This is a genomic window from Paraglaciecola sp., from assembly GCF_030730205.1.
In the GTDB taxonomy this organism is placed as follows: domain Bacteria; phylum Pseudomonadota; class Gammaproteobacteria; order Enterobacterales; family Alteromonadaceae; genus Paraglaciecola.
This window is the reverse complement of record NZ_JANQVQ010000288.1, coordinates 22,337-43,136: the sequence shown is the minus strand read 5'-3', so window position 1 is coordinate 43,136 and position 20,800 is coordinate 22,337. Positions and strand designations below refer to the sequence as shown.

At 42.3% G+C, this 20,800-nt stretch carries 16 protein-coding genes; 8 read left to right on the top strand and 8 right to left on the bottom strand.

Annotated features, from left to right (window positions below):
* Positions 1-68 precede the first annotated feature (68 nt).
* The 3 genes from NWQ57_RS18375 to NWQ57_RS18365 all read right to left on the bottom strand — a co-directional run bounded on the left by NWQ57_RS18375 (position 69) and on the right by NWQ57_RS18365 (position 4,414).
* On the bottom strand, positions 69-1,115 hold the full coding sequence (locus NWQ57_RS18375) for a FecR family protein (RefSeq protein WP_306023627.1): 1,047 nt from the start codon (positions 1,113-1,115) through the stop codon (positions 69-71).
* Positions 1,112-1,675: an RNA polymerase sigma factor gene (locus tag NWQ57_RS18370; protein ID WP_306023626.1), complete on the bottom strand. Its 564-nt coding sequence runs from the start codon at positions 1,673-1,675 to the stop codon at positions 1,112-1,114. The genes NWQ57_RS18375 and NWQ57_RS18370 overlap by 4 nt, the downstream gene beginning before the upstream one ends.
* Before the next feature lie 159 nt (positions 1,676-1,834).
* A complete protein-coding gene (locus tag NWQ57_RS18365) occupies positions 1,835-4,414 on the bottom strand; it encodes a TonB-dependent siderophore receptor (RefSeq protein WP_306023625.1) in 2,580 nt (859 codons plus the stop codon).
* Positions 4,415-4,964: 550 nt separating this feature from the next.
* Between NWQ57_RS18365 and NWQ57_RS18360 the strand changes: the two genes are divergently transcribed.
* Both NWQ57_RS18360 and NWQ57_RS18355 read left to right on the top strand, forming a co-directional pair.
* Positions 4,965-5,507 (top strand): YaeQ family protein, encoded by a 543-nt coding sequence (locus NWQ57_RS18360; protein ID WP_306023624.1) that lies wholly within the window; start codon positions 4,965-4,967, stop codon positions 5,505-5,507.
* A 123-nt stretch (positions 5,508-5,630) separates the two neighbouring features.
* On the top strand, positions 5,631-6,773 hold the full coding sequence (locus NWQ57_RS18355) for a 1-acyl-sn-glycerol-3-phosphate acyltransferase (protein ID WP_306023623.1): 1,143 nt from the start codon (positions 5,631-5,633) through the stop codon (positions 6,771-6,773).
* An 82-nt stretch (positions 6,774-6,855) separates the two neighbouring features.
* Here NWQ57_RS18355 and NWQ57_RS18350 read toward each other — a convergent pair whose 3' ends face one another.
* Positions 6,856-7,089, bottom strand: a complete 234-nt coding sequence (locus tag NWQ57_RS18350; RefSeq protein ID WP_306023622.1) for a hypothetical protein — start codon at positions 7,087-7,089, stop codon at positions 6,856-6,858.
* 193 nt (positions 7,090-7,282) lie between these two features.
* Between NWQ57_RS18350 and tadA the strand changes: the two genes are divergently transcribed.
* Complete coding sequence (gene tadA, locus NWQ57_RS18345; RefSeq protein WP_306023657.1) at positions 7,283-7,786, top strand: tRNA adenosine(34) deaminase TadA; 504 nt, start codon at positions 7,283-7,285, stop codon at positions 7,784-7,786.
* Here tadA and NWQ57_RS18340 read toward each other — a convergent pair.
* Positions 7,783-7,935 (bottom strand): hypothetical protein, encoded by a 153-nt coding sequence (locus NWQ57_RS18340; RefSeq protein WP_306023621.1) that lies wholly within the window; start codon positions 7,933-7,935, stop codon positions 7,783-7,785. The two genes, tadA and NWQ57_RS18340, sit on opposite strands and share 4 nt — an antisense overlap.
* 206 nt (positions 7,936-8,141) lie before the next feature.
* A complete protein-coding gene (mltF, locus tag NWQ57_RS18335; RefSeq protein ID WP_372340942.1) occupies positions 8,142-9,599 on the bottom strand; it encodes a membrane-bound lytic murein transglycosylase MltF in 1,458 nt (485 codons plus the stop codon).
* Between the two features lie 180 nt (positions 9,600-9,779).
* Between mltF and purL the strand changes: the two genes are divergently transcribed.
* Together purL and NWQ57_RS18325 are read left to right on the top strand one after the other, a co-directional pair.
* On the top strand, positions 9,780-13,679 hold the full coding sequence (gene purL, locus NWQ57_RS18330; RefSeq protein ID WP_306023620.1) for a phosphoribosylformylglycinamidine synthase: 3,900 nt from the start codon (positions 9,780-9,782) through the stop codon (positions 13,677-13,679).
* Between the two features lie 279 nt (positions 13,680-13,958).
* Positions 13,959-14,105 (top strand): hypothetical protein, encoded by a 147-nt coding sequence (locus NWQ57_RS18325; protein WP_306023619.1) that lies wholly within the window; start codon positions 13,959-13,961, stop codon positions 14,103-14,105.
* Between the two features lie 76 nt (positions 14,106-14,181).
* Here the strand turns inward: NWQ57_RS18325 and smrA are convergent, their stop codons facing one another.
* A complete protein-coding gene (smrA, locus tag NWQ57_RS18320; protein WP_306023618.1) occupies positions 14,182-14,766 on the bottom strand; it encodes a DNA endonuclease SmrA in 585 nt (194 codons plus the stop codon).
* Between the two features lie 183 nt (positions 14,767-14,949).
* Between smrA and NWQ57_RS18315 the strand changes: the two genes are divergently transcribed.
* Positions 14,950-16,842, top strand: a complete 1,893-nt coding sequence (locus tag NWQ57_RS18315; protein ID WP_306023617.1) for a M1 family metallopeptidase — start codon at positions 14,950-14,952, stop codon at positions 16,840-16,842.
* Positions 16,843-16,964: 122 nt separating this feature from the next.
* Here NWQ57_RS18315 and NWQ57_RS18310 read toward each other — a convergent pair whose 3' ends face one another.
* Positions 16,965-18,071, bottom strand: a complete 1,107-nt coding sequence (locus NWQ57_RS18310; protein ID WP_306023616.1) for a nucleoside hydrolase — start codon at positions 18,069-18,071, stop codon at positions 16,965-16,967.
* Between the two features lie 309 nt (positions 18,072-18,380).
* On the opposite strand from NWQ57_RS18310, the gene NWQ57_RS18305 reads away from it, so the two are divergent.
* Positions 18,381-19,238, top strand: a complete 858-nt coding sequence (locus NWQ57_RS18305; protein ID WP_306023615.1) for a diguanylate cyclase — start codon at positions 18,381-18,383, stop codon at positions 19,236-19,238.
* Between the two features lie 49 nt (positions 19,239-19,287).
* Positions 19,288-20,775 carry a methyl-accepting chemotaxis protein gene (locus tag NWQ57_RS18300; RefSeq protein WP_306023614.1) on the top strand — a complete coding sequence of 496 codons (1,488 nt, stop codon included), beginning with the start codon at positions 19,288-19,290 and terminating at the stop codon, positions 20,773-20,775.
* Positions 20,776-20,800: the final 25 nt, after the last annotated feature.

Genomic DNA, 20,800 nt, shown 5'->3' with positions numbered 1-20,800 from the left:
TTAAATTTAGAAGATGCATCAAGAGTGATAACATGACTCTTGATGCCTAGTTTTTGCGGATAGAAATATTAAATATCGGAGAACAATAAGATAGTGTTGTCGTTTACTTTTTTATATTGAATGTTGAAATTATTGTTTAATGCAGCAAGTAAACCATCAAGATCGCCCGCTTTGAAGTAACCGGCAACGCGTTTCTCTTTCAATTTTTCATTATCAAAATTAAAGTTTACTGGCATGTAGCGACTAATTTCATTTAAGGCTTTGACCAGTGGTTCACCATGAAAAACCACAATACCTTGTCGCCAAGCAAGCTCATTTTGGATTTGTTCGATACTCAAGTCATGCTCTTGGGCTGAGTTTTCAGCCACTAAGGCTTTTTGCCCAGCCACTAGCAGTAAACCGCCATGTTGTGTTGCAAGTGGGTCAAGTACTTCATCGGAAGCATCTGCATGGCTGGTCATTTCATTTTTGAGTAAGACTTTGCCTTCGGTGACCAATAATTCAAAGCGTTGTTCGTCGAGCAGTTGCATATTAAATGCGGTGCCTACTGCGGTTACAGTATTACCTGCTGCAGATACAATAAAGGGTCGCGCGGTATCATGAGCAACTTCAAATAAGGCTTCGCCTCTTATTAAAGTAATGTGGCGTGTTTGCTCAGTAAAATGAACACTAAGTTCAGAATTGGTATTTAAATACACGACCGAGCCATCATCTAAGGTAACGGGTTTTTGTTCTCCTACATGGGTCATCAGTTGGTGTGCTAGGGCGTCGTTGCCGTTCAATTGAGATGGCTTAAACATTAAAAAGCTCAACACAGAAAACATCACAAAAGCCACGCTAGCAGCTAAGGCTAAGCGGGGTGAGCGATATGGCTTTTGTGGCCCCGCCGCTAATTTATTCAGTGGCATCAAATCTTTAAGTTCATTTAAGGCACTCATGTCGTCCCAGGTTTGGGCCATGTCGAATAAAATTTGTCGATGAGACTCACTGCTATTTACCCAGTTTTTAAAGGCTTTGTGTTCATCAGCGCGAAGGCCACGGTCGATTCGGCTGATCCATTCACTTGCTTGCTGCTGAATGGTTTCTTTACTGTTAAATGTTTTAATGTTGGTCATTTACTTCTTCGCAGATATTGAGGCATCTTTTTTGTTGTTTCTGTGCCTGTCTGTTGTTTTGTAGGTTCATTTAGGCTTTGTAGATACAAGGAACATTGCAATAGTCCTTTTGCCACATGTTTCTCAACGGTGCTTTCGCTGAGTGAACAATGTTGGGCAATGTCCTTTTGGCTCATGCCGTACACTTTTTTCATCAAAAAGACCCGCTTTACTTCTGGCGATAAGTTGTCGGTTGCACGGTAAAAATCAAGAAAACGTTGTTTACTTTCGATTTGTTTTTCTAAGCTTTGACTGGTTAAACTTGAGGGTAAGGTTTCAACATCGTCTAAGGATTGATTGTGTTTTTCACTGGCTCTTGATACGTGGTTGAGCGCTAGGTTTCTCGCTGTTCTGAACATATAAGTGCGTTCAAAGGTAATTTCGTTTTGCAATTCTGCTTCGTAACTTTTGATGAAGGTTTCTTGCACGATATCTTCGATGTCGTCCCGTTTCACGATGCGTCCGATCATTCTTTCTAATTGAGTGCGACATCGCAGGTAGGTTGCTTCAAGGTTTGACATGTTAGTGCTGCAGGTTGGCCTATGAGTGCGTTGGATTCTATTTCCGCGACATTATCCCTTTGTATGCGATAAATTGCTAGTTAAGCAGGTTGTTTGCAAAAAAACAAAATGGCCTAGCCTTGTAAACAATTCAAGGCTAGGCATATTGTCTACTGTAGCTTAGAAGCTGTAACTTGCTTTAACGTAGTAAAATCCACCATTGTAATCAAATGGACCACTTTCGTAATACACGCCACCCACTGCAGCATAAGAATCTGCGTTAAGTTTTTGTGCTTTTTGATCGAACAAGTTAGTGGCTCCGGCAGAAAGGGTTATTTGGTCAGTTACAAAATAACTCACTTCTGCATCGATAGTGAACGCAGAATCAGCCATTTCGTTCCAGCCGCCTGGTTCAGCATCATCAGCATGCACTGCAAAGTATTCACCAAAGTAGTTAGCACGGATAAAGGCACTCACATTATCCCAGTTTTGTGAGATGGTGAAGGTGGCTCTATGCTCAGGCTGGCCTTCTTCTAAACGACGAATTTTGCCCACTGATGTAGTAGCAGGGTTGAACTTGTCTACTTCGGTTTTATTCCAGTTGTAAGCAAGATTGAAGTTAGTATCACTGCTATCAAATATTTCAGCCTTGTAGCTCACTACCACATCAACGCCTTGAGTTGTGGTATCAAAGTCGTTAGCAAAGTAAGTCACTGCTGAAATAAGCTCAGGATTTTCTACACCAAGGGCACGAAGTTGGTCATAGTCATCAGCTTGCACGTCAATTTGGCTTGATTGAGCAATACGGTCTTCTACTTCTATGTTGTAATAGTCAACGCTGAGGAATAAATCACCTTGTTGATAAACCGCACCAAGCGCATAGCTGGTTGAGTCTTCTGGTGTTAACTCTTTACCGCCATAAAACGAGGACAAGGGATCCGTAGGGGGTGCTAAGAAACTTTGGATAAGATCACCACCAACAATTGATGTTTGCGTGTTCACAACATTGGCTTGTCCAACGGTGGGCGCTCGGAAACCTGTGCTTGTCGAACCGCGTAATGAAAAGTCTTCAGAAACGCTGTATTGGAACGTCAGTTTGTAGTTAGTGGTATCACCAAAGGTGGTAAAATCTTCATAGCGAATAGCTGCGCCTAAAAGCAAATCTTCCGTTAGTGGAGCTTCTACATCGACATATGCAGCCACGCTGCGTCGAGTATTCACGCCAGCACTTTCAGGACCAAAACCTTTGAAACCATGAGAGCCAATGTTGAAGCCTTGGTCAGCATAAGGGCCAGCTTCCCAAGAAGACTGTTCACCCGCGATGATTTCGAAAGACTCTTCACGCCATTCTAAACCACCCGCGACGCTCAAAGGCTCATATAAACCCGCATCGACTGATTTAACTAAGTCTAGGTTAAACATCTTTTCTAATTGGATGTATTTGCCCGTATCGAATTCGGTAGGCGTTGCTAATCCTAACGACGGATTTAGGGTGTTTTTTAGGTTAAATGCAGATTCACTGCGACCAACCGAACCGCTGATGTCATACATGACCTCAGCCAACATACCGCTTTTTATTTCTCCCTTTGTACCAATGGCAAGTGATGTATCAACAATATTACCGCCAAAAGCCGGTGTGTAACCGCCAGGGAAAATTTGGTTCATGGAGAAACAGTTTGGATCTGCTACCATCGCTTGGTATTCATCGGTCACTAATACATTGGGTACATTTGCAGGTACTTCTGCACACGTACGTGCAAGCCCCTGTGATTGGCCTACATCGCCGACTAGCAAAGTGGCACCGCCATCTGCTGAATAAACCTGACCACGATTATGGGGGTTACGGTAATAAAAACCACCTGTTACATCGCGCTCCGAATAGTTACCAAACATGTAAAATTCTTTGTCATCGCCCAAATCTAAGCCCACATTACCGAACACAGTGATGTCGTCTTTTATTTCAGGGTTACCCCAAATTTGAGCAGGATCTTGAACTGAAGTATTGCCGCCTGCAATAAGGCCAGCTGCATCAGGGCGTTGCACGCTACGGCTTGTTGCGTCAGCATTTTTTAGCTGAAAACTTAAATTGGCGAAACCGTCTTTGGTAAAGGGTAAACCAAGGTTACCCGCATAGGTTGTTGTACCCCCATCACCCTCGTAATATTCGCCGTGTTTAACTTCAAATGAGCCACCTTCAGCGGCATCTTTTAAAACAAAATTCATCACACCGGCAATCGCGTCAGAGCCGTATTGTGCAGCCGCACCGTCACGTAACACTTCTACTTGTTTAATTGCGATGCTAGGAATAACAGAAATATCAGGACCTTGAGCACCGTCATTTACACCACCACCTTGAAAGGCGATGACCGATGCACGGTGACGTCGTTTACCGTTAACAAGCACTAAAGTGCTGTCTGATGGTAGACCACGCAAATTGACTGGGCGAATTAAGGTTGCCGCGTCTGAGATAGGTTGTAAGCGAGCGCTAAAGGATGGAATGGCGCCAACCAATAAATCCAGCATATCTGCTGAACCTGCTTTATTAAGTTCATCGCCGCCAATAATGTCGACCGGTACGGGTGAGTCTTGAACTGAACGAGGTGCACCTCTTGAGCCCACGACTGCAATTTTTTCAACGTTGGCTTCTGCTTGTGGTGTTTCTTGCGCGTTTACCGAGCCAACCGCTGTTGCACCAAGTGCCGCAGATGTCGCTATGATGAAACGAATGTTTTTCGTTAAAGAGGACAGTTTAGTTTTCATGTATGCTTCCGAATTTTTTGTGTTTTTTATTCAATCTATCCACTGCTGAATCGCCAGAGATTAACCTGAAAGATACAACGTGATTAGTCGATTTATTATGCTACCTGTTACTAAAAATTATTTTAGCAACTTCAATATATACAATGCTAAATTGTTGAAAACAATGATTTTTTCTCAAATAAAAAATGTTTATTTTTTGATGGAGGATAAGGCTTTGTCACTTGTCTATATAAAGTTCGCTGCACTTGTTTTTATGAGGATTATCCGCTTTTAGCCGGAAATTTCGCTTTCGTGAGCCTATTCTAATCATCAAGCCCTTAATCTAAATTTGCCTGACATTTTGTGCTACTGTACTGTAAATTCTAACCAAAACTGGTTTGCGTTACTGTTTCAGTTGATAGCACCGCATTGTTTGTGAGCCGGGTTGCATAAACTGGTATTACGACATGCGATGTGCGACATGCGATGCCCGACATGCGATGCCCGACAATCAAGTAACACCACGAATGAATAGCACCCCAGTTTCAATGCCTTAATCAAGAGAATATAGATGGCCTTAAAGCCTACCATTTACAAATTTAAAATTGCTCTGGCCGATCTTAATCATGATCATTTTGCTAATTTTAATCTGACACTTGCACAGCATCCCTCTGAAACAATGGAGCGTATGGCGGTAAGATTACTTGCCTTTTGTTTACACGCTCATGACGATCAAGAGCAACTGATGGCTTTTACCAAAGGTTTAAGTGCTATTGATGAGCCTGATATTTGGTTAAAAGGTCTGGATGACCAATTACATTGCTGGATTGATGTGGGTGAGCCCGCGTTTGACCGAATTAAAAAAGCATGTCGTTTGTCTAAGCGTACTTTGATCTACAGTTTTAATAGCAAATGCGATGTATGGTGGAAACAAAGCTTGCCACAGTTTGAAAGCCTCAGCGCCGAAGTGAGACGTTTTTATTGGACTGAAATACAGACACTCAGTGCCACGATAGCGCGAACCAGTGAGTGGACAATAACTCTAAGTGGTCAATCTATTTATGTGGCTAGCAACGACGAACAACTTGAAATTAACTGGCAAATCTTACAATAAACCGCACGATATTGAGTTTTTATACTGATCTGATTAGTTAAAAATAGGGGCAAAGAATTTGCTGTTAGCTTGATTAGTCGGCAAAATGCGCAGCTATTTTTTATATGGGATACATTGAGTTATATGAACGCTAAGTTTGATGCAATCAGACCTTTTGATGATGCTGATCTGCCTCGAGTCCTCACTCAATTATTTAATAATGACGAGTTCATTAGTACGCTTGTCGCTTTTAAGTTCGCGTCTTGGCCACGTTTTTCTCGACCACTATTGGCTTATTTAACTCGCCTGTATATTAAATCAAAAATTGGCCAAATACGCAGCTTGCGAGGCTTTCAACGGCTTGTTGAACCCTACATGCAGCAGATGATCGATACCACGACCAAAGCCTTCACCGTCAGTGGTTTGGATCAACTAGACTTGTCAAAAACCTGTTTATTTGTGAGTAACCATCGTGATATCGCCTTGGATCCTGCGTTTGTAAATTGGGTATTACATATTAATAAGCAAGATACTGTGCGCATTGCAGTGGGTGATAATCTACTTAAAAAAGAATGGGTTGCCGATCTAATACGCTTGAACAAATGTTTTATCGTTAAACGTTCTGCCCCAGACAGGCGAGAAAAATTAGCGGCAGCAAAATTACTCAGTGAGTATATCCACTACACGTTAAATGTTGAGCAACAACATATTTGGATTGCGCAACGAGAAGGTCGTGCGAAAGACGGTAATGATGTGACTAATCCGGCTATTATATCGATGTTGACCATCAACAAACCTAAAGAACTTGAATTTTCTGACTACCTTCAACAACTTCGTATTGTGCCTGTTTCTATTTCTTACGAATTCGACCCTTGTGATATCAGCAAAGCCAAAGAACTTCAACAGATTGATCTATTAGGCACCTACGATAAACCTGACAATGAAGATATGCGCAGTATTGTCAATGGGATTACGGGTCAAAAAGGTCGAGTACATGTGCATTTTGGTCAGGTATTGCCCGCTGGATTTGAGAACGCCAAACAAGTTGCTGAGCATCTTGATCGTGAAATTCTTCTCGGTTATCAATGTTTTTCTACGGGCAAAGCCGCAGCGCTCATGTTAGATAATCGTTTGAGAGAAGCGGCTAATGAGGACGATGAAACACAGCAGGCGATCACATATTTGCGAGAGAGACTGGTAAGCCTAAACGAGCAAGAACAGCAAAAACTACTGCAGATGTATGCCAATGCATGGCAAAAGCAGCAAAGCAATAGAAACCTTCAATAGGTGGTAAGTTTACCTTCGACACTAAAAAAACGCCTCAGTGGCGTTTTTTTACATATGCAGTTATCAATAAAGGGCAGTTTAATTAAGCAACGCGCTCTTTTTTCAAATCATCAAATTGACGGTTTAAGTCATATTTTTCGTCAGTCACTATTTTCTCTAAGGTTTCAATGCGCTCTTTCAAGGTGACGATTTGTTGTTGTAAGTCGCTGTTTTTTTGCTCGTCTTTCTTTCCTTGCTTTTTTCCGCGAGTGCCATTTACTAGCTCCACAATTGCCCAACATACGATTGCTACTATTGCGATTGCAGTCATGTTCATTTCCTTTCCCTCTTTTGCTTGTCTCAATGATTAAAAAGTTTATGCTTATGTCTTTATCAAAGCAAATAATCGACCAACAAATTATTATTTATATAATTCAACGCTTTAGATAGTTTTTAGGGTTCTTCTGGTGAATTTAATTCGTCAATATCACCAATTAGTTAATCAATTACGCCACTTTTTAGAATTTATTATGATAACGACCAAGCAACAATGTGAACAAGACGCTTTTTGGATGCAGCATGCACTGACGTTGGCTGACAAGGCCCAAGCTCAAGGTGAAATCCCAGTAGGTGCCGTCGTGGTGGTCAATGATGAGATAATAGGGCAGGGATGGAATCAATCTATTAGTCAGCATGACCCTTCTGCTCATGCCGAGATGATTGCCATTCGCCAGGCGGGCAAAGTAATACAAAATTATCGCATGTTAGACGCAACACTTTATGTGACACTTGAGCCATGCCCGATGTGTGCAGGCCTATTAGTGCACAGTCGAATCTCACGATTAGTGTTTGGAGCCTCTGACTATAAAACCGGTGCTGCGGGTAGCGTGATGAACTTGGTAAGCCATGCTCAACTAAATCATCAAATTGCAGTGCAAGGGGGGGTGCTAGAAGCACACTGTGCAGAGAAAATATCGAGTTTTTTTAAGCTACGCAGAGCGCAAAAGAAAGCGATTAGGCTGAGTGCTGATTAGCAGGCTTCAGCCAAATCGTTGGTAGATTCACAAATTTGAAATTGTTGGCGACGGATGTTTACCTTTTGATGTAAACGTTTGATAAGTTGGCGTCTACGGCTGGTATTAGTAAATCGTGTTCTGTTCACCATATTGTGGCGTTTTTTCATAAACTCTCCTTTGTTGTGTTGTTATATAGACAAATATTGAATAAAAAGTTCATTTGTTACAGTACAAGTTCAATATTGCTGAAATATGACACTATCCACAACTTAAAAATAATTCAAGATATTTCAAGTACTAAGAGTAAAAATTATCGCCGGCTGAACAGTGATTTTCTCAGCTTATCCAGAGTCAAGATTGATTAGCTCCTTGCTTATTCAATCGATTCAGATAAGGGGGCTTGGGATGCTTCTTCAAGCTGAATAGCTCGAGGGGGAGTTTCAGGTTGTTGTTCATCCAACCACACAAGTGTGTCGTAATAGCGGCGAATGTTATCTACATAAATGACTGCCTCATTGCCACGTGCGTATCCGTACTTTGTTGTTTTATAATATTTTTTTTGTCTCAACTGTAAAAGACGAATTTTAACATCCACCCACATATCAGGATTTGCTCCTTGGCGTTCAGCCAATACTCTGGCATCTTCTAAGTGACCTAAACCAACATTGTAAGCCGCAATTGCAAACCATAGCCTATCGGGGAATTCAATCCGATCAGGAATGCGTCTCAATAGATCTGATAAATAGGCACCACCACCTTTTATACTTTGTTCAGGATCTAATCTAGATTCGATACCCAGATATTTCGCCGTATCTAAGGTTAGCATCATCATGCCGCGCACACCGGTGACTGACACGGCGTCAGGATCCCAATGACTTTCTTGATAACTCATGGCAGCCAGCAGGCGCCAGTCGAGATCGCCTGCATAGGTTTGAAACCATGCTTTGTACTCGGGCAAAACCTGATTTGCGGCTTTTATAAATTCAACGGTATCGACGTAATTAAATTGGCGTAAATGCCCAAAATACTTGTCCTCTAAGGCGGCCAGTACACCATTACTCTGTATTAGGCCGAAATATTCAATAACGGCTGCCAGTAAAGAATCGTCTTGTTCTTTGTTCACTGCCCATGCGATATCTTGCTCTGGGCTAACAGAAAAGCCGATTGCTAATTCTGGGTATCGGCGTCGCATTAACGCTAATATATTGGAGTCGACAATGGTGTAATCAAGCTCTTCACTGAGAACCAATTCCAATAATTCTTCAACGTCTTTCTCATCGGTTTCTTGCCACGAGAGTTGCTCATTTTGGGCTTGATAATTGTTTAACGATTCGCTATGACTGCTGCCTGTAGTCACTACAAGATTGCCATTTAAGCTGCTGATGTCACGAGGCCAAACCTTTCCTTGTTTGAAAACAAGTTTCTCGCTAACGCGCTGGTATGCAGGTCCAAATTTAAATTTTTTGCTTCTCAAAGGGCTAACGCTAATACCGGCGGCAATTAGATCGAGGTGCTGATTTTGTAGCTGAGGGAATAATTCATTGAGAGTGTAATAGGGAAATACTTCTAGTTTTACACCTAAGTATTCGGCAAAGCCTTCGGCAAGTTCGTACTCAAATCCAACTGGCCCCGTCGCACCATTATAATAAGTGGTTAAGCCATATGAGGTACCGACTTTTAACACGCCAGAATCTAATACTTCATTGAGACTGCTTGATTGCCTTTGGTCATTGCATCCGCTTATTAACACAAGCAGAACGACAAGCTTATAAAACCTGACTAGAATGACAATTTCTCCGATTAACCATCTCGATGGGTTTATTGTGACCAAAATATCACTTTTCAGCCAGCTTTAGTTTTTCTCTTAGTCGAATTCAGAAAAGACTATTTTATAGTCATCAAGCGCTTATCAATTGCATCGAATTACCCTATAATCCGCGCCTTAAAAATTCCTTCTCACCTGATTGAGTAAACCTTGCGGTTTTCAATCTCGCTAAATGGTAATGACCTTATGTTAGTGCTTCGTGGAACACCTGCCCTGTCTGATTTTCGTATTGATAAACTCTTAGGCCAATTTGCCTCTTGCAGCCTACCTATTAAGGAGCTTTACGCTGAGTTTGTTCATTTTGTGCACCTAGAATCAGGCGCATTGGCGTTAACAAGTCAGCAGCAAAGCATTCTTGAGCAGCTTCTTACTTACGGGCCTAAGCAGCAAGCACATGAGCCCTCAGGGCAGTTATTTTTAGTGACACCGCGTCCTGGAACTATTTCACCCTGGGCCTCAAAGGCCACTGATATTGCCCATAATTGTGGTTTGCATTCCGTTAATCGAATTGAACGCGGTATTGCTTACTATGTTCAAACGCCTGAATTGACAGCGCAACAGGCGTCAGAACTAAAGGCATTAGTACATGATCGTATGACCGAATCTGTTTTTAGTGACATCTCCGATGCAGCGATTTTGTTTAAGCAAGAAGAGCCACAAACCTTGTCTTCGGTGGATATTCTTGCTGGCGGTAAACAGGCTTTGATTGATGCCAATATGAGTTTAGGTTTAGCGCTAGCCGAGGATGAGATTGACTATTTGGTTGAGAATTTTGTTGCATTAGGTCGTAATCCAAACGACATCGAATTATACATGTTTGCCCAAGCCAACTCTGAACATTGCCGCCATAAAATATTTAATGCTGATTGGACCATTGATGGTGAAGTACAGCCTAAATCTTTGTTTAAGATGATTAAAAATACCTATGAGCAATGTGGTGCCAATGTTCATTCTGCTTATAAAGACAATGCTGCGGTTATGGAAGGGAGTTTTGCAGGGCGATTTTTTCCTGAAGCAAGCTCGAATGAATATCGTTACCATCATGAAGATATTGATATTCTCATGAAGGTGGAGACTCACAACCACCCCACTGCAATTTCTCCTTTTTCAGGTGCTGCTACGGGCTCTGGTGGCGAAATTCGAGATGAAGGTGCCACCGGTCGCGGTTCTAAACCTAAAGCTGGTTTAGTTGGATTTTCCGTATCAAATCTTAATATCCCCGGATTTGCTCAGCCTTGGGAGCAGCATTACGGTAAGCCAGAACGTATTGTTAGTGCCTTTGACATTATGATGGATGGCCCGCTTGGTGGCGCTGCATTTAACAATGAATTTGGACGCCCCAGTATTTTAGGGTATTTCAGAACTTATGAACAAAAAGTCATGAGTTTCAATGGTGAAGAGGTCCGTGGCTATCACAAACCGATCATGCTTGCTGGTGGTTTGGGGAATATTCGCAAACAACATACACAAAAAGGTGAAATCACTGTAGGGGCTAAATTAATCGCTCTAGGCGGGCCTGCCATGAATATCGGTTTAGGTGGTGGTGCTGCTTCTTCAATGGCCTCAGGGCAGTCGACTGAAGATCTTGATTTTGCGTCTGTCCAACGAGGTAACCCAGAGATGGAACGTCGTTGTCAGGAAGTGATTGATAAATGTTGGCAGCTTGGAGAAAACAACCCCATTCAGTTTATCCACGATGTAGGAGCGGGCGGTCTATCGAATGCCTTTCCTGAGCTCATCAACGATGGCGGACGTGGCGGCGTATTTGACCTACGAAAAGTACCCAATGATGAAGCGGGTATGACACCCATGGAGTTATGGTGTAATGAGTCACAAGAGCGTTATGTGTTGTCAGTTGCTCCTGAAAATCTTGAGGTATTTGAACAAATTTGTTTACGTGAACGAGCCCCATTTGCGGTTGTGGGTGAAGCCACTGAACAAGCCCATTTAACCGTTGCTGATCCGCACTTTGGCAATAAACCCATCGATCTACCCCTTGACGTACTATTGGGTAAAACGCCCAAAATGCACCGTGAAGCCCACAGCGCTCAAGTCGATATTAAAGCCTTAGATACTCAATCGATTGTCCTCGCTGAGGCGGCTGAACGTATTTTACGTTTGCCTACCGTAGCTGAAAAGACCTTCTTAATTACTATCGGTGATCGCTCGGTAACAGGCATGGTTTGCCGTGATCAAATGGTAGGGCCTTGGCAAGTACCTGTGGCGGATGTTGGCGTTACTGCGAGTGCCTTTGATACCTATCAAGGCGAAGCGATGTCGATGGGAGAACGCACGCCTATTGCACTATTAAACCCCGCGGCCTCTGCTCGTATGGCAGTAGGTGAAGCCTTGACCAATATAGCAGCGGCGGATATTGGCGATTTTAAACGTATTAATTTGTCAGCCAACTGGATGGCTGCAGCTGGACACCCCGGCGAAGACGCTGGTTTGTATGCTGCGGTGAAAGCGATAGGTGAAGAGTTATGTCCTGCGCTGGATTTGACTATCCCAGTAGGTAAAGATTCCATGTCGATGAAAACTACCTGGCAAGAAAACGGTGAAGCTAAATCCGTCACCTCTCCTCTATCTTTGGTGATTACTGCCTTTGGTGCAGTGCAGGACGTGCGTAAGACCCTAACCCCACAATTGAATACCGACATCAGTGATTCTGAGCTACTGGTCATAGACTTAGGCCAGGGGCAAAATCGTTTAGGGGCTTCTTGTTTAGCTCAGGTTTATCAACAGCTTGGTGATGTTGCGCCTGATGTTGATTCAGCGCCATTGCTCAAAGGGTTCTTTTTAGCCATTCAGCAACTGGTACACGAGAAAAAATTGCTGGCATATCACGATCGTTCAGACGGTGGTTTATTTACAACCTTACTTGAAATGGCCTTTGCTGGGAAAACGGGTCTTGATATCGACATTAGTCAGCTAACAGGTGAGCCAATCGCCAGTTTGTTCAATGAAGAGTTAGGCGCGGTTATTCAAGTCAGTGCTGCTGATAAAGCCCGTGTGATGAGTGTATTAGCTGAACATGGACTTGAATCTGTCGTTCATCCGGTGGCACGTTTAAACACGACTGATCAAATAGTTGTGCGCCATCACGCGCAAATTATTTTACAAAATAGCCGTATCCATTATCGCCAAATTTGGGCGCAAACTACGCTGCACATGCAGCAATTACGTGACAACCCTGAGTGTGCTCAACAAGAGCATCAAGCTAAGGCAGATGCTCAGGATCCAGGTTTGCACGCCAAGTTAAGTTTTGATGTGAATCAGGATGTTGCAGCCCCGTATATTGCCAAAGGTGTTGCACCTAAAATCGCGATATTACGTGAACAGGGAGTCAACTCACATGTAGAAATGGCTGCTGCTTTTGACCGCGCAGGATTTAATGCCATTGACGTGCACATGAGTGATTTATTAGCCAATAAACAATCCCTCGCAAACTTCCAAGGCTTAGTGGCTTGTGGCGGGTTTTCTTACGGCGACGTATTAGGCGCAGGAGAGGGCTGGGCAAAATCGATTTTGTTTAATCAGCAAGTACGTGAACAGTTTGCAAATTTCTTTGCTCGCCCTGATTCTTTCTCTCTTGGCGTGTGTAACGGCTGTCAGATGATGTCTAATTTGAAATCGTTGATCCCAGGTGCTGAGCTGTGGCCACATTTTGTCACTAATCAATCAGAGCGTTTCGAAGCTAGAGTTGCGATGGTAGAAATACAGCAAAACAATTCTATTTTCTTTGATGGAATGCAAGGTTCTCGAATGCCAATTGCGGTATCGCATGGTGAAGGGCGCGCTGAGTTTAAGTCAGATGCTGATTTATTCGCGGCACAAAATAATCAAGCGATTGCTTTACAGTATGTAAATAACTACGGAAAAGTGACACAACACTATCCAGCCAATCCTAATGGTTCACCGCTTGGGATTGCCGGTTTAACCAGCAGTGATGGTCGTGCGACCATTATGATGCCTCACCCAGAGAGAGTGTTCAGGACCGTGGCTAACTCTTGGCATCCACAAGAATGGCAAGAAGACGGCGCGTGGATGCGTATGTTCAGAAATGCACGGGTTTACTTAGCGTAGTTAAGTATTCAACATCACTCCCTACCCATTTAAATGATTGGAATTTATTTAAATGGGTAGATATATTTCTCAACTAAAATTAAGGTCATATAACCTTAATTATTTTTTACTTGATTAAATTAAACCCCTTGTAAATCAGTAAAATACTCATTAACATCTATTACTCTATTGACAAGGTGTCGCTTCTCTGTTTGTTAAGAAAAAGTAAATGGAATTTTTTGCCTAAGTGGGTGTCTGACCTACTACCTATACACAATTTAATAAAAATAAGAGACGGAAATGAATCGTTCGAACAAAGGCTTTGGGTTAACCGGTGTGTTTGCCACCGTTGTCATACTTATTATCGCTGCTATTTTTAGTGCCTCAGCAAAATCTGACCAAACGACGACGGCTACTGCTACACAAGCGCAACAACAAAGTAAGTAAGTTATTGCCTGTAGGGTAAGACGAGAGCGAAGTAAGATTACTTGCTTTATTGGTTAAGTCACGCTTTACAAGATGATTAACGTTTTCGATGAAACTCTCGATTTTCTGCTTTTTGTTCATCATTTTTCTTTAATAAAACATAACTTGCACCGTTGCCGCCGTGATGGGCCATTGCTGTATGAAAAGCAATTACCTGTGGCATTTCTTGCAGCCACTGATTAACATAACTTTTTAACATCGCGGGTACAGGTTTGCTGTGCAGCCCGATACCATGTTTTATCAGCAAGGTTCTACTGCCGTTTTTATAAGCCTCGTTGATCCGTGTAAACACGACATTTCTAGCTTGTTCAAATTTTTGATTTTGTAAATTAACCACCCCCTCAATTTTATACTTGCCCATTCTGAGGTTTTTGAATACCCCGTCTTGCACGCCAGATTTTTTAAATGTTAAATGATCATAAGGATCAAGTGGCCGGAAACATTCTAGGCTCAAGTGGTTATTGGCCAGTTGCATACTGAGTTCAATATTTTGCCGCCTGGCTTGTTTGGCGATACTGTCTTTTGTGGGGGGCACAAATTCAATCGTATTCTGCTTTAGTGGCACAACGTCACTGAACTGTGCAAAAAAGTCGATATCATCGCTCTCTTCGTGATGTGACATACAGTTTATCTCTCTAATTTTTCGGGGGCTTCGTACTCGAGTACTAGCCTCGCGTTTTTTATGAGGTTTATCACTAAAAAATCAAGCCTTGACTGATATTTACAATTGGTATTCATTTGCTTGTTTAGATGTTTGTACGAATGTGACAGAATTTATGGCTCAGTATTTTTATCAGGAATAATAATGACAACTAAATTGATAATGAGCGCCGTTGTTTGCTGCTCTTTGCTTATGGGATGCTCACCGAACGGTAAAACAGAGCAAACGGCAGTCGTAACCGCTAGCGAGACCGTGAGCACTGAGATTCAGGTGGGGAAAGATTACCATTCCTTTTCTAACCCAGATGAAGTGAAAGTGACCAATCTAGTGCTGGATTTAACTGTAGATTTTGAACAAAATATGTTAAGCGGCTCAGTGCAGCTTGATTACAAAAAGGTGTTACCGAGCGCGGATAAATTAGTCTTAGATACTCGTGACCTAACAATTACCAATGTCAGTGCTAATGGCAAAACTATTCCGTTTGTTCTGGCTTCTCAAGATTCATTTTTAGGTGCTGCCTTGACCATTGACTTACCACAGGTAGGTGATTCAATTGTTGTTCAATATCACACCTCTCCACAAGCCTCAGGGGTGCAATGGCTCACTCCTGCGCAAACTGCGGGTAAACAGCACCCGTTTTTGTTTACTCAGTCTCAGGCTATCCATGCGCGCAGTTTTATCCCTTTACAAGACTCGCCGCAAGTTAGGGTGACATATCAAGCTACTATTCGCACGCCTGAAGCTTTATTGGCTGTGATGAGTGCGGCCAACGATCCTAATACCCCGCGAGATGGCGTATACGAGTTTTCTATGCCGCAGCCAATTCCGTCTTATTTAATTGCACTGGCGGTAGGCGACTTGCACTTTAAAGCGATGGGGGAGCGCACTGGGGTATATTCAGAAGCGTCGATACTCGATGCCGCGGCGGCTGAATTTGCTGATACGGAGTCCATGTTAATTGCCACCGAAAAAACATTCGGGCCCTACAGCTGGGATCGATATGACTTGCTGATTTTGCCGCCGTCGTTTCCCTTTGGCGGCATGGAAAATCCACGATTGTCATTTATTACTCCTACGGTTATCGCTGGAGATAAAAGTTTAGTTTCGTTAATTGCGCACGAACTTGCGCATTCTTGGTCAGGCAATACCGTCACTAATGCTACGTGGCGCGATCTATGGTTAAACGAAGGATTCACCACTTACCTAACTTATCGCATCATGGAAATGGTGTATGGTGAAAAACGCTACGCGATGGAAGCAGTTTTAGGACGTCAAGAGTTACAAGCAGATATCGATAACTTAGCAAAAAATGATCAAGTGTTGGCTATCGATTTACGCGGGCGGGATCCGGATGATGTATTCAGTAATATCCCCTACGAAAAAGGCGCACTTTTTTTACGAGAGCTTGAGCAAAAAGTGGGTAGAGCCGAGTTTGATAAGTTCCTATTGGCGTACTTTAAACATTTCAATTTTCAAAGTATTACTACCGATGAATTTGTCGCATATTTGCAAGATACTCTCGTTAAAGAACATAGCGACGTATTATCGATGGGGCGTATTAACGAGTGGATACATTCGCCTGGCGTACCAGAAAACGCACCAGTACCGCAATCAGATGCGTTTACGGTGGTTGATCAAGCACGTGCTGATTGGTTAGCTGGCACGATTGAAGCCAAAGACATTAAAGTCAAAGAGTGGGCAACCCATCAATGGCTGTATTTTTTAAATAATATGCCTGAAAAACTGAGCCAAAAGCAACTCGCTGAGCTCGATGATGCCTTTGATTTAACTCAAAGCCATAACAACGAAATAGCCCACAGTTGGTTACTGATAAGCGTAAATAATTGGTATGAGCCAGCGTTTACGCGTCTGCATGAATATTTGGTCACAATTGGTCGTAATAAGCTAGTTAAGCCTTTATATAAAGCTTTATCTCACACTGCTGAAGGTAAGAAGATGGCGCAAAAAGCATTTGCCGAAGCCAAAGACGGTTATCACCCCTTAACGGTAAAAGCGAATGAAGGTTTTGTTGAATAAACCCCGCTAATTTGCAGGATTGATGAGAAACAGCCTGGCAGATATGTCAGGCTTTTTTATGCGGTTTTTACATTAAGGGCTGCAGATCGACACGTTCTGAATGGTGAAAAGCGAGAGGTTAATTATCTCGCTTCAACCTCTATGTTTAATATCTCAATTAATCGATCAAACGCGACTTGGGGCTCGGTATGCCGGCATATTTTAACTGGCGGATTGTCACCTCCGATATGGGTAATACCAAAAGTAGCTGGATCGTAATGGCGTCGAGGTTGGCCTGATTCTGTCATTGGTGGCATGTTTTTATCTGTCCATTTGTCACCTTTCTCAACGTGTTGGTACTCTACCCATACCGGTTGCATATCGCCCTGACACAAGTGTGGGTCAGCAACCACGAGTGCGGCTAATACATCCCAAAAATAGTATTCACCAGACTCAATAAACCAATCGTTGTCATCGAGTACTTGATCCCAAAACCGAGCGGCCTCTGCTTTTACTTGTGCTTTAAATCGTTGAGCGTATTGCGCTGTGACTTTAACTTGGTTAGTTAAATCCAGTCCCACTACCTCAATAGCTAAGCCAGATTGAAATACGCGGTCTGCCGCAATGGCATCGACATAAATATTCCACTCTGCTTTTTTGTTTGGATGATCTGTCGTAAAACCAGGAACGATAATATTACCAGGGGCATCAAAGCCTCCACCCATCATCACTAAACGCGATACCAGAGGTTTATCTTGCGGATATTTTTGGAGCCATAAGGCGATATTGGTTAAGCTTCCTGCGGTTAGTAGCACTACTTTTTCATCTTGCTGAGATAGCAGTTGATGAAGTAATTCAACCGCGTTTAATTTCGATGGTTGTCGTGCAGAAGGCGGAACGGCAACACCTGAAAGGGTATCAGCTTGTTTACGCCACGGTTCAGGAAATGCAAAGTAGCCATCAAGAGGATAATGATAACCGCAAGCAAAAGGCACATCTGGCGACATTGATAAGGCTAATAAGTCAGGGATATTGCGCATATTGGCTTCACAGTGCCCCTCTCCTGCACCGTTAGAGGTGATGCCGAGTAATTCAATGTCAGGGTGATTTGCCACCACTAGCATAGCTGACCAATCATCAATCCCCATATCAGTATCGTAAATAACCTTCACGGCAGAGGCAGGAAAAACTAACAATAGAAAAAAGCCAGCAATAATACTTTTACAAAAAATAAAGCGAATGGGAAACATTGAGATACCAAGAAAGAGTTAGAAAAGGAGGGGAGCTTAAGCAAGAAGAACACCACTGTTTAACATTTAAAAAGGCCTATTTTTGTAGGCTTATGCCGCCGTTTCACTTACTAGTTGAATTCCTTTGCACCAATATTAACGGTTATGCACCACAATTATGATAATAAAGAAGAATCGCATTAAACAAGCTTATGCCTGCAAGTCTTCACATTTAGTTTGATTTTTTATTGATGATTTTTGACAAACATCACGGCGTGCCCTTAACTCATATACTCTTGTATATGAATGCGTTACGCAAAAGAGACCGTAATGAATCGAAACAGACTATGGCAGATAACGCTCTTTTTAATGATGGCTTTTTTTACTTTTAGTAGCCTTGCTGGTGATTATAAAATTCGAAAAATTGAGGGAGCTAAAGAAGCATTTGCCGCAGATATTCTTCAACTCATACTCAGCAAAGTCGATCCAGCGGCTCGCTTAGTACCTGATACTGAGTCTATGTCAGAAGCTAGACTAACTGATGCAGTAATTGACGGCCAAGTCGATATTATATGGGCTGGGACGTCACAAGCATTAGAAAAACAGCTGCTGACGGTGCGTATTCCAATCTTAAAAGGGTTATTAGGGCATCGAATTTTTATTATCCGCAAAGCCGATAAAGAGCGTTTTAAAAACGTTACAGAGCTCAAGGACTTATTCGATTTCAAAGCTGGTCAAGGGACGTTTTGGGGGGATACAGCGGTGTTAAAAAATGCCAATATTCCAACCACTACGACGATTAAGTACCCCAATTTATTTCCAATGTTAGAAGGAGGACGTTTTGACTACTTTCCAAGGGCAGTGCATGAACCTTGGGTAGAAGTTGAAAGTCGACCCGAGCTGGACTTGATAGTTGAAGAACATGTGTTGCTCATTTATCCCTATGCTATGTACTTTTTTGTTAACCCGTCTAATCAGATCTTACATGACAAACTATATCGAGGTTTTGAAATTTCTATTAGCGATGGCAGTTTCGATGCCTTGTTTTTTGCAAATTCGATGATTAAAGAAGCTTTGAGTAAAGCGGATTTAGCGAAAAGAAACATCATTAGAATTGACAATCCCTATATGCACAAAGATACACCAACAAACAGAAGCGAATTTTGGTTGGACGTTTCTAAGCTCTAACACATTATTACCAAGTATAATCAGACCCTAATGATAAACGGTGCAAATAATGAAATCGATAAAACAAAAATCAATCACAATTTTGGCTCTCATTTCTTTTTTGGTCATGACATTGAGTTTTGTTACAAGCTATTTGTTGGCTAAAAACTACCTTCAAGATACCTTAGAAAAGAGTATTAATGATGCTAAATCATCCCTGCAGGTAGTGCTAATAGAGCCAATTTACTCTTACGACAGCACATTGATAAACAATATTATTTCTTCTTTTGTCGACTATCCCATCATTCAAAGCATTAAAGTCTTTGATCATCGCGGCAAAGTAATTTCTGAAGCTAAAAGTACCGGGAGTATGTCCAAACATGTGTCAACAGAGACTATTGAACTCGTTTGGGAAGACGGTAACAAGGTGGGGTACATAGACGTGGTTTTTAAGTTAGACAGTAATGATGGTGTACTAACTTCGATAACTTGGTTGTTTGTTTTAACCGCGAGCGCCATTTTATTTGCCATGTTAGTGGCGAACGCCTTCGTTCTGTCAAAATATGTGATAGAGCCCATTGAACTAGTTGCTAACGCCATTGCTGATATCGCAAAAGGAGGAGGAGATTTAACACGTCGTTTACATGTAAAATCTGCCGACGAAGTGGGGCAGCTCTCTTCGAGTTTTAATGAATTTGTGCAAAATCTGCAAAAAATGGTTAATCAGATTGTGGGGTCAGCAGAAGAATTGGCAAATTGTGCCTTGCTCATCAAAAGTCATGCAAATACTAATCATCATGTTTCACAAGAGCAGTTAGCAAAAATACAGTCGATTTCCATCTCCATCAATCATATGAAAACAGTCTCAGAACAAGTATCCACTATAGTCAGTGAAGCAAACAGAAAAACCGATGACTGTAATCAATTGGCCGTATCTAGCAATGAGGTGGTCCAACGCTCTGCCAGTGAAATAAATTTATTAGGTAATGCGATAGAACAGACCTCTGATAAACTTGTAGAGCTAAAACATAAAAGTGAACTGATTAATACCGTTCTCGATGTGATCAAAAGTATTGCAGAGCAAACAAACTTGTTGGCCTTAAACGCTGCCATTGAAGCTGCCAGAGCAGGTGAACAAGGTAGGGGATTCGCAGTGGTTGCTGACGAAGTAAGAGCCCTTGCTCAACGTACTCAAGAGTCCACAATTGAAATTGAAAATATCATTGGCGACTTGCAAACTTCCTCTGAACAAGCCAATACACTGATGTTAACCACAAAATCCAACGTAGAAAAATCAATATCCGATGCCAACGGCACTATGGAAGCTCTCGGTCATATTAGGGAAAATGTGGCGGAAGTAGGGCGCATCAACAGTCGAATTGCGATTGAAACTACTGAAGAAAAAGCAATGGCCATATCGGTAAGTGACAACATTGAAGATTTCAACAAGATCACCTTAGAGGTCGCCGAAAGTGCGGTAAAAGTGAATGAATTGAGTGATAAATTAGGAACACTTAGTGCGGACATTAAGTTAGAGCTATCGACTTTTAAAGTCTAAGCTCGTCTCATCACTATTAACTACA

Excerpts from the sequence above, each read along its gene's own strand:
- NWQ57_RS18310 (WP_306023616.1), bottom strand. The coding sequence starts at position 18,071 with ATGTTTCCCATTCGCTTTATTTTTTGTAAAAGTATTATTGCTGGCTTT.
- tadA (WP_306023657.1), top strand. The coding sequence starts at position 7,283 with ATGATAACGACCAAGCAACAATGTGAACAAGACGCTTTTTGGATGCAG.
- NWQ57_RS18300 (WP_306023614.1), top strand. The coding sequence starts at position 19,288 with ATGAAATCGATAAAACAAAAATCAATCACAATTTTGGCTCTCATTTCT.
- purL (WP_306023620.1), top strand. The coding sequence starts at position 9,780 with ATGTTAGTGCTTCGTGGAACACCTGCCCTGTCTGATTTTCGTATTGAT.
- NWQ57_RS18315 (WP_306023617.1), top strand. The coding sequence starts at position 14,950 with ATGACAACTAAATTGATAATGAGCGCCGTTGTTTGCTGCTCTTTGCTT.
- NWQ57_RS18325 (WP_306023619.1), top strand. The coding sequence starts at position 13,959 with ATGAATCGTTCGAACAAAGGCTTTGGGTTAACCGGTGTGTTTGCCACC.
- NWQ57_RS18375 (WP_306023627.1), bottom strand. The coding sequence starts at position 1,115 with ATGACCAACATTAAAACATTTAACAGTAAAGAAACCATTCAGCAGCAA.
- NWQ57_RS18370 (WP_306023626.1), bottom strand. The coding sequence starts at position 1,675 with ATGTCAAACCTTGAAGCAACCTACCTGCGATGTCGCACTCAATTAGAA.
- NWQ57_RS18365 (WP_306023625.1), bottom strand. The coding sequence starts at position 4,414 with ATGAAAACTAAACTGTCCTCTTTAACGAAAAACATTCGTTTCATCATA.
- NWQ57_RS18360 (WP_306023624.1), top strand. The coding sequence starts at position 4,965 with ATGGCCTTAAAGCCTACCATTTACAAATTTAAAATTGCTCTGGCCGAT.
- smrA (WP_306023618.1), bottom strand. The coding sequence starts at position 14,766 with ATGTCACATCACGAAGAGAGCGATGATATCGACTTTTTTGCACAGTTC.
- NWQ57_RS18340 (WP_306023621.1), bottom strand. The coding sequence starts at position 7,935 with ATGAAAAAACGCCACAATATGGTGAACAGAACACGATTTACTAATACC.
- NWQ57_RS18355 (WP_306023623.1), top strand. The coding sequence starts at position 5,631 with ATGAACGCTAAGTTTGATGCAATCAGACCTTTTGATGATGCTGATCTG.
- NWQ57_RS18305 (WP_306023615.1), top strand. The coding sequence starts at position 18,381 with ATGAATCGAAACAGACTATGGCAGATAACGCTCTTTTTAATGATGGCT.
- NWQ57_RS18350 (WP_306023622.1), bottom strand. The coding sequence starts at position 7,089 with ATGAACATGACTGCAATCGCAATAGTAGCAATCGTATGTTGGGCAATT.